Annotated in this window: 6 protein-coding genes and 1 pseudogene; 4 read left to right on the top strand and 3 right to left on the bottom strand. The window is 61.1% G+C overall.

Annotation, left to right across the window (positions count from 1 at the left end; genetic code table 11):
- Positions 1–16: 16 nt before the first annotated feature.
- The gene (locus GRX31_RS14550) at positions 17–406 is read right to left on the bottom strand and encodes a Fur family transcriptional regulator (RefSeq protein ID WP_016452735.1); all 390 of its coding nucleotides are present in this window, start codon (positions 404–406) and stop codon (positions 17–19) included.
- 160 nt (positions 407–566) lie between these two features.
- Here GRX31_RS14550 and GRX31_RS14555 point away from each other — a divergent pair, with 160 nt between their 5' ends.
- Both GRX31_RS14555 and GRX31_RS14560 read left to right on the top strand, forming a co-directional pair.
- A complete protein-coding gene (locus GRX31_RS14555; RefSeq protein WP_016452734.1) occupies positions 567–1,574 on the top strand; it encodes a formamidase in 1,008 nt (335 codons plus the stop codon).
- Positions 1,575–3,151: 1,577 nt separating this feature from the next.
- Positions 3,152–5,224: a TonB-dependent receptor domain-containing protein gene (locus GRX31_RS14560; protein WP_160853277.1), complete on the top strand. Its 2,073-nt coding sequence runs from the start codon at positions 3,152–3,154 to the stop codon at positions 5,222–5,224.
- Between the two features lie 37 nt (positions 5,225–5,261).
- Here GRX31_RS14560 and GRX31_RS14565 read toward each other — a convergent pair whose 3' ends face one another.
- Both GRX31_RS14565 and GRX31_RS14570 read right to left on the bottom strand, forming a co-directional pair.
- Entirely contained in the window at positions 5,262–5,420 is a 159-nt protein-coding gene (locus GRX31_RS14565) for a hypothetical protein (protein ID WP_156179831.1), read from the bottom strand.
- A gap of 108 nt (positions 5,421–5,528) precedes the next feature.
- Positions 5,529–6,422 carry a LysR family transcriptional regulator gene (locus GRX31_RS14570; protein WP_046983776.1) on the bottom strand — a complete coding sequence of 298 codons (894 nt, stop codon included), beginning with the start codon at positions 6,420–6,422 and terminating at the stop codon, positions 5,529–5,531.
- Between the two features lie 136 nt (positions 6,423–6,558).
- Here GRX31_RS14570 and GRX31_RS14575 point away from each other — a divergent pair, with 136 nt between their 5' ends.
- Together GRX31_RS14575 and GRX31_RS14580 are read left to right on the top strand one after the other, a co-directional pair.
- Entirely contained in the window at positions 6,559–7,551 is a 993-nt protein-coding gene (locus tag GRX31_RS14575; RefSeq protein WP_016448441.1) for a TerC family protein, read from the top strand.
- Between the two features lie 218 nt (positions 7,552–7,769).
- Positions 7,770–8,252, top strand: a pseudogene (locus tag GRX31_RS14580) (transposase); the annotation flags it as partial.

The raw sequence follows: 8,252 nt of genomic DNA on the forward strand, positions 1-8,252 counted from the left end.
GAGGTTCAGGACGCACTCAACGTTGCGCGGCGCATTTGCCGCACAGGCCGCGCAGTTCGATGGTGGATTCGCGCAGCGAGAACGCACTCTCCTTGACCCACGCTCCCAAGCTGCGCCCGAGTGAGCGGTCAACGAATTCATCGACATGACCACATTTGTCGCAAATGGCAAAAGCCGTCGGGCCGTGTTGGCAGCCTGAAGCACGGGTGCAACTGACATAGGCATTGAGACTTTCCAGTCGATGCACCAGCCCGTCCTGAATCAAACGCTCCAGCGCCCTGTACACCTGGGTAGGCGCGCTGAAACCCTGCCCGCGCAGTTGGTCGAGCAGGTTGTAGGCACTGAGAGGGGCTTGAGCCTGTTTCAGCGTCGAAAGGACACGTTGCTGGTTGGCGGTCAATTCCACAGTGACTCCTGAAAGTTTCAAGTAATGTTATAACATAACATTCGCTTTCCGTGAATACGCTAGGCAACGTATTCAGCACTGATGCGTGTTTTGCAAAACTCGGCTCCACGACTTTGGCCCTGTCGTCAAAGGGTCCATTTGCAGAAAGTGAGATACAGCCATGGCAAGCACAGGAAGCGTCAGCGCATGGGATGAAGCATTGCTCGTCGCAATGATTCAATACCCTGTTCCCGTCATCAAAGGCCCTGAGGACATTCAGGTGCAGGTTGACCAGATCTGCCGCACGGTGGCCAGCACGAAGGCTGGCTATCCGGACCTTGACCTGATCGTGTTCCCCGAATACTCGACGCAAGGGCTCAACACTGCAATCTGGACCTACGATGAGATGCTGTTGTCCGTCGACAGCCCCGAAGTCGGGCGCTTCAAACAAGCCTGCAAGCAAGCGAACGTATGGGGCGTGTTCTCGGTGATGGAGCCCAACGAAGATCCCAGCAACCCCCCCTACAACACCGCGATCATCATCAATGCGGACGGTGAGCTGGCACTGCACTATCGCAAGCTGCAGCCGTGGGTTCCCATTGAACCCTGGTCGCCAGGCAACTTCGGCATGCCGGTGTGTGATGGTCCCAAGGGAGCAAAGCTGGCCGTGTGCATTTGCCACGACGGAATGTTCCCCGAGCTGGCACGCGAGGCGGCCTACAAGGGTGCCAATGTCTACATTCGCATCTCGGGCTACTCGACCCAAGTCAACGACCAGTGGATCTGGACCAACCGCACCAATGCCTGGCAGAACCTGATGTACACCCTGGCGGTGAACCTCGCGGGCTACGACGGAGTCTTCTACTACTTCGGCGAAGGTACGGTCTGCAACTACGATGGCAACGTGGTTCAGCAAGGCCATCGCAACCCGTGGGAGATCGTCACAGCCGAGCTATTCCCGCGCCTCGTGGACAAGGCCCGTGAGCACTGGGCCTTGGAGAACAACATCTTCAACCTGGGTTGCCGCGCCTATGTCGGCAAGCCAGGCGGCGAGAGGGCCAACTACCTGACATGGGTGGAAGACCTGGCTAACGGCCAGTACAAGCTGCCCTGGGATGACAAGGTGAAGATCCGGGATGGTTGGAAGTACTACCCGGATGGCGTCAAGCTGGGGCCCATGCCGAAGTAGCCCGGAGATTTCGGAGCGGCTTGCCAACTCTACTTCTTCCGGTGGGGGCTCGTGGATGTTCCGCGGGGCTGCGAGCGAGGATCTCGGAGTCAAGGAGATGAGTGAGCCCTCCAATCGGCGTCAGCCTACAGACGCCGCAGAGTGCTGCACAGCTGCTTGCACATTAAGCGGTGGACTATCAACATTGCCGTGACGCTGATCCCGCACATGCTGGGGGCGTCTATCGCTGACGACCGGGATTCAGGAAGGGGGGCGCGGGCAGGGCCGAGCTTCCAAAGCCAAGCTGACGATGCGGGTTTTCGCCGGCGGTCATCCCTCGAACGCGCAGCCCCAAGCTGCGCGTTCTTTGTTCTGGATAGGGGGCGGTGGAATGGACTTTGACGATGAAACAAGTCCGTTATTCTTCGGCAGTCTTCACCGCCACAGCGCGATCCGGCTTGCTTTCTCCAAGCTCTTATGTGGCTCCTAGCCCACAACGCCGTATCACAGCAGGCGGCACGAAACAGGGCTAACCTATTGCCTCGTATAAGGTTTCAAGCCCTACGTGAATTGCGCGAAAGGCTTGACGCCTGCCCTTTTTTGTTGGGTGAGCATTTCGTGTGGTTCGAGCAGGCGTACATGCAGCAATGACCGGTTGAATTCACAGGGGGAAGCAAAATTTCACCAATGGCTGCTTTCGGCACCTAGCTTGGCCGTATTTGCGCACCTCACCGCTCATCACTCTGGCTGCGTGGCCTCACCAACCAGGCGTAGAAGCCACTTATATCCAGGTCGCGCGCCGCTTGCGCCACTGCAACCCCTCACTCGGTCACCAGCTTGACCGCTTCGCCCTTGAATTCCCGGCTGAACTGCCGTTTTGTTCCTATAAACCACCTCCGGTTTCATCTTCCACCTTACAAGGTGTCTTTGAAACCGGCAGCAGCCCAGTGGTGGCATCCCCACCCTAGCGCAGGCACCCATGCTGGTGCAAAAGGTGCCCTGCTACCCCCTCTGACGCAGCCAATGCCCTCGCATCGGGGCTACGCGCCGGTATCATTGCCGCCCATGCGTTGCGCCTGGATTCACCGTTTCATAGGGCTGCTGTGGCTGGCCCTGTGCAGCACAGCGGTGCTTCCGTGGGCGCACCAGCTGGCCCACCTTGCAGAACCCGGCCTCGAGTCGGTACCCGTGCGCTATGCCGGTTACAACGATGCTGATGCAGCGGCTGCAATCACACTGGCTGCCACGGGTGATCACGATGACGCCCACAGGGCAGACGCCTGTGTGGTGTGCCAGCATCTTTTCGGTCACCAGCACGCGGCAACCGCCGCCACGTTCGGCGTTGTACTGGCGGCAGCCCGCCAGCTTGGACCGCCCGGCGCGGCCACGCGCTCTGACCACGCATCGCCCGGCTGGCTCACGCCCGCACCCCGCGCTCCGCCCCCCCACTTGAACGTCTGACCCTGACTGCGCCCGCTGCGTACCACGCAGCAGCGGCGCCTTGGCCCGTGCCAGCACCGCTCCAAAGCGGCGCAGCCTGCGGGTGTATCCGGTTTTTTGATTCATTGCATGGGGCCTGTGGCCTCAGGAGTTTTTCTGTGTCGCTTCCTTCCAAAATGCTGCCTGTCGTGCTGGCGGCCACCCTTGCCTGTCTGCACGCCACTGCCCACGCCGCAGGCGATTCCGTCATTGTTCTGGGCGAAGTGCCCGTGTACTCGGGCACCGGCGGTGCCCTGCCACCCACCAGCCTGCTCACCTCAGTCGACATCCTGGGAGCCGACAAGATCGAGGACAAAAACGTGATGCAAAGCTGGGAGCTGCTGGGCCAGCTGCCCGGCATCCAGCTCACCGAAACCCGCATGGGGGCAGAGTCTGGTAAGGCCACGTTCCGCGCCTTCAACGGCGAGGGCTATATAAACGGCATCAAGGTTCTGATCGACGGCATCCCCAGCAACGTCAACAGCGGCAACCAGCGCTTCATCGACATGATTTTCCCGCTGGAACTGGACTTTATCGAAGTGGTGCGCGGCACCAACGACCCGCGCTACGGCCTGCACAACATTGGCGGCAGCATCAACTTTGGCACGCGTCAGGGCGGCAACTACAGCGATGGCCGCGTGACCGTGGGCAGCCACGCCACTCGCGAAGTGCAAGTCGCCCTGGGGCGGGAGTCTGACGGCTTTGCGCAAAACTACTTCATTGCCCACCAGGGCTCAGACGGGCACCGCGCGCATTCCGACTCTGAAAAGTACGCGCTGGGCGGTAAATGGTTCCTGACCTCTGCAGACAGGACGCTGAAAGTCGGTGCCGTGGCCCGGCTGTACTCGCACAAAGCCGAAGAGCCCGGCTTCATGACCGCCACCGAGATGGCCCAGAACCGCAAGCAAACCGGCGCCCACAACGCCAACGACGGCGACGACCGCCAGATGCAGCACCTTAGCCTGCACCTGGACTGGCAGGCCACCCCCGCGCTGTTCATGAGCAACAAGCTCTACTTCAACCACTACGACGATGACCGCCGCGTCACCTTCACCAACAGCGCTGCTGCCAGCCTGAACAACCTGCCACGCCAGCGCCGCGTGTGGGACGAAGACCAGACTGGCCTGATGAGCACCGTCACCTGGCGCGCCAGCGATACGCTCACGGTGGACGGCGGCCTCCAGATAGAACGCCAGAAGAACCTGTACCAGCGCTACCGCTACGCCTATGCGGTGCCTACGCAGTTCAGCAACCCCACGCACACCTCCAACGACGACCGCTACACGCTGAACAACGTGGGCGCGTATGTGCAGGCCATCTTCAATGCAACCGACCAGCTCAAGATCATTCCGGGCCTGCGCCTGGACAAGTTCTCTGGCCGTACCGCCCTGAGCCCCAGCGGCACCACCGGCCCGCTGCAGGACTACGGCTGGATAAAGCAGCCTAAGCTCAGCATGGTGTACAGCGTGAACGACGCGACCAGCGTCTATGCCAACTGGGGTCGCACCTTCCAGATCCTGACCGGATCACGCGCACCAGCCTACATCACCTCCGCCACGCAGGCCAAGTTCGCCCCGTCCATCAACACCGGTACCGAGCTGGGCGTAAAGTTCAAGCCCAGCCCTCGGACCGACCTGCGCGTGGCCGTGTGGCAGCAGGACGCCACCGACGAAGTGGCCAACATGCCCAGCACCGGCACCAACGTGAGCCTGGGCGAAACCCGGCGCAAGGGCATCGACTTTCAGGCATCCACCCGCATCGGCAGTGCAGTCACGCTGTGGGCCTCGCACTCGCTACAGGAAGCCAAGGTGCGCCGTGCGTTCACCGCATCTGGCACCTCGCTGGCGGGCAAGGAGGTGTTCGCCACCCCGCGCCACATCACCAACGCCGGGGTGGATTACCAGGCGAACGAGGCGCTGCGCCTGGGCCTACAGGCGCGCGCACAAGGCAGCTACTTCATAGACGACCTCAACGCCCAGGGCAAGTTCGGCAGCTTTGTGCTGCTGGACTTCAATGCACGTTATGCCCTCTCCAAAACCGTGAGCGTGGACCTGCAGGTGAAGAACCTCGCCAACCGCAAGTTCGCCTACGTGTGGTGGGACAATTTCTTCTGGCCCGCTGACAGCGCCCAGCCCATGTACTCGCCTGGCGCGGGCCGCTCGGCCTTTGTGTCGCTCAACGTGAAGTGGTGATGGCGTAGTCTGCGTGCGACTTTCCCAGGCTGTCTGCTCAGGCGTTGCGCGCACTCAGCAGACTGGCAACCAAGTCACGCACGGTGCGTGACTTGGGCAGTCCCGGCCAATAAATCAGCAAGGTCGGAAAGTAGACCGTGGCCGAGAACGGGCGGAACGCCTCGCCCGGCAGCAACTGGCGAGCGCATGAATCCAAGCGTTGTGCAGGAGGTGGTGAGTCGGCCTGGACGAGGCGCTGGGGCTTCAGCCAGCCCGAGCCCGTTACGCCGACGCGTACCGACCTGTCGCCCGATCCGGCAGCGATTCAGCCGGCGACTCCGGTCGCCGCGGCGCCCATAATTTTCTGCACCAGCGGATGATGCTGGCCGCGCCGAGAGCGAATGGCGTGGATCTCTTCCTTCACGCCATCGGCGCTTCCCAACAGTCTCAGGCCCCGCATCACACCGATGCCGCCGGCGCCCAGGCGGCTAACCGGGAACACGCCCAGCCCTCGCGCAGCGAAGACAGCGAGCAGTGCGCTGTCCTCGAACTCTCCAACGATGCGCGGTCGCAGGCCCTGGGTCATGAACCAGTGCTCCAGCGTCGTGCGCAAGGCCGAGTGACCGGTCGGAAGCAGCACGGGTAGGTCATTCAGGCTGTACGGAAACCCATCGCGCTCGGTTTTGCCCACAATGCTCGCGGGACCATACCATTCGACCGGCGCATCTACCAGCCGTTCGCTAGACAAGCGCAAATTGGGGTTACGTGGTGCGGCCTGCCCGGCAAGCACCAAGTCCAGGTGGTGCAACGCGAGCTCACCCAGCAGTTGTTCGAATTCGCCTTCGTGACAGACGAGGCGAAGGTTGGTGGTTGTCAGCACCGGCTCCAGCAGCGCGTGGGCGGCGAGCTTGGAGATGCCGTCGGAGAATCCCACCGCGAGACGCGCCACCTTGCCGTTAGCCGCTTCACGCACCTCGTCAGGAATGACCTGGCCAAGCTGGAAGATCTCCTCGGCGCGTGCGAAGGCGGCCTGGCCCGCTTCAGTGAGCGCCACGCCACGGCCCGAGGGTTTGAGCAGCTCTTGACCCAATGCCTTCTCCAACTCGCGTACCTGAGCGCTGATGGTCTGCACTGCCATGTCGAGCCGCTCGGCTGCCCTGGCGAAGCCACCTGCTTTGGCCACAACCCAGAAGTAATGCAGATGGCGGTAGTTCAGCATGCGTGCTCCAGTGCGGAAAAACCGAATCTTAGGTGCGAATAACTCTGGTTTGTTCAAACGAAGACCATCCCTAAACTCCAGACATTCCATTACACCTTCACCAATGCATCAGACCGTCGTTCACTGAAAGAGCAAAATGGAACTTATCACTCCCTTCCTCACGTCCGACTTCATGGGCAAGCCGGTATGGGTCTGGCTGACCTTCGTCGGTATCGTCGTAGCGCTGCTGGCATTCGACCTAGGTGTGCTGCACAAGGACGATCAGGAGATCGGCGTGCGCGAGAGCCTGCTGCTGTCGGCCGGCTACATCAGCGTAGCGCTGGTCTTCGGTGCCTGGGTGTGGTGGTACCTGGGAGCTCAGAGCGGCATGGACTACTACACCGGCTTCATGATCGAGAAGTCGCTGTCGATGGACAACGTGTTTGTGATTGCGCTGATCTTCAGCTTCTTCGCGATCCCGCGGCAGTACCAGCACCGTGTGCTGTTTTGGGGCATCTTGGGCGTGATCGTGCTGCGCGCCATCATGATCGCTCTGGGCGCAACGCTGGTCAGTCAGTTCAGCTGGGTTCTGTACTTGTTCGGTGCATTCCTGATCTTCACGGGCATCAAGATGTGGATCATTGCCGACCACATGCCCGACATCGCGAACAACCCGCTGCTGAAGTTCCTGAAGCGGCATATACGCGTTACCGACGGCCTGCGCGGCAACGCCTTCTGGGTACGTATAAAGGATCCCGAAACTGGCCGGCTTGAGCGCTTCGCGACCCCACTGTTTCTCGCCCTGGTGCTGGTAGAGTTTGTCGATCTGATCTTTGCGGTCGACTCGGTGCCGGCGATTTTCGCGATCACGACTGACCCGTTCATCGTCTACACCAGCAACATCTTTGCCATCCTAGGCCTGCGCGCGCTGTACTTTGCGCTGGCGGCGATGATCCATCGCTTCAAGTACCTGAAGTACGCGCTGGCTCTGGTGCTTGTGTTTATTGGCAGCAAGATTTTCCTTGTGGGCATCATTGGAAAGATCCCGGCAATGATCTCGTTAAGCGTGACCTTCGGGCTAATCGCAGGTGGCGTTCTCGTCTCGCTGTGGAAGACGCGCGGCGAGCAGGCCGCGGCGGAGGTCCGGTGACGATTCCGATCTGGCAGCGGCTGCGCGATGCAGCCGCTGTCCTCAGCGACGAAAGGATATCGATGCATACGCTGGCGAAAGCCTACGGACCCGAAGCGCACGGTAGCGAGCAACACAAGTCACCGTGGCCTCCATCATGAGCCGCAGATGAAATAGACCCCTGATTCCCCGGCCCCGTCCTATCGCTTATCTTTGAAGATAGGAACAGGACTGTGCATATGACTAGGCATACGGAGTCAATAGAGGTAGTCGTGAAGGACCAGCGCCGCAGGCGCTGGTATCTCGCAGAGAAGGCGGCGCTGGTGCGCCGAATCTACGAACCAGGCATTAGCGTGTCATTGGTCGCTCGGCAGGAAGGCGTTTCGGCTGGACTGCTGTTCCAGTGGCGCAAGCTCGAACGCCAGGGGGCTTTGACCGCCGTCTCCGCTGGCGAGGCAGTCGTGCCCGCATCCGAACTGGCTGCTGCCCGCGCGGAAATCGCCAAGCTGCAGCGCGTGCTCGGCAAGAAAACCTTGGAGAACGAAATCCTCAAGGAAGCCGTGGAGTACGCCGCAGAAAAAAAGTGGATTGCGCGCTCGCCCTTGTTGCCCGGGGACGACCAGTGAAGACGGTTTGCCGGACGATGGGGCTGGCGCGCTCGCATGTGCGCGACCTGCTTGGGCGCGGTGAAGACTGGGCCGATGGCCGCAGCCATCGCACAC

This window comes from Delftia sp. CH05, from assembly GCF_009827015.1.
Lineage (GTDB): Bacteria > Pseudomonadota > Gammaproteobacteria > Burkholderiales > Burkholderiaceae_C > Comamonas > Comamonas tsuruhatensis.

Coding starts and splice junctions, on each gene's coding strand:
- GRX31_RS14575 (WP_016448441.1), top strand. CDS start 6,559: ATGGAACTTATCACTCCCTTCCTCACGTCCGACTTCATGGGCAAGCCG.
- GRX31_RS14570 (WP_046983776.1), bottom strand. CDS start 6,422: ATGCTGAACTACCGCCATCTGCATTACTTCTGGGTTGTGGCCAAAGCA.
- GRX31_RS14555 (WP_016452734.1), top strand. CDS start 567: ATGGCAAGCACAGGAAGCGTCAGCGCATGGGATGAAGCATTGCTCGTC.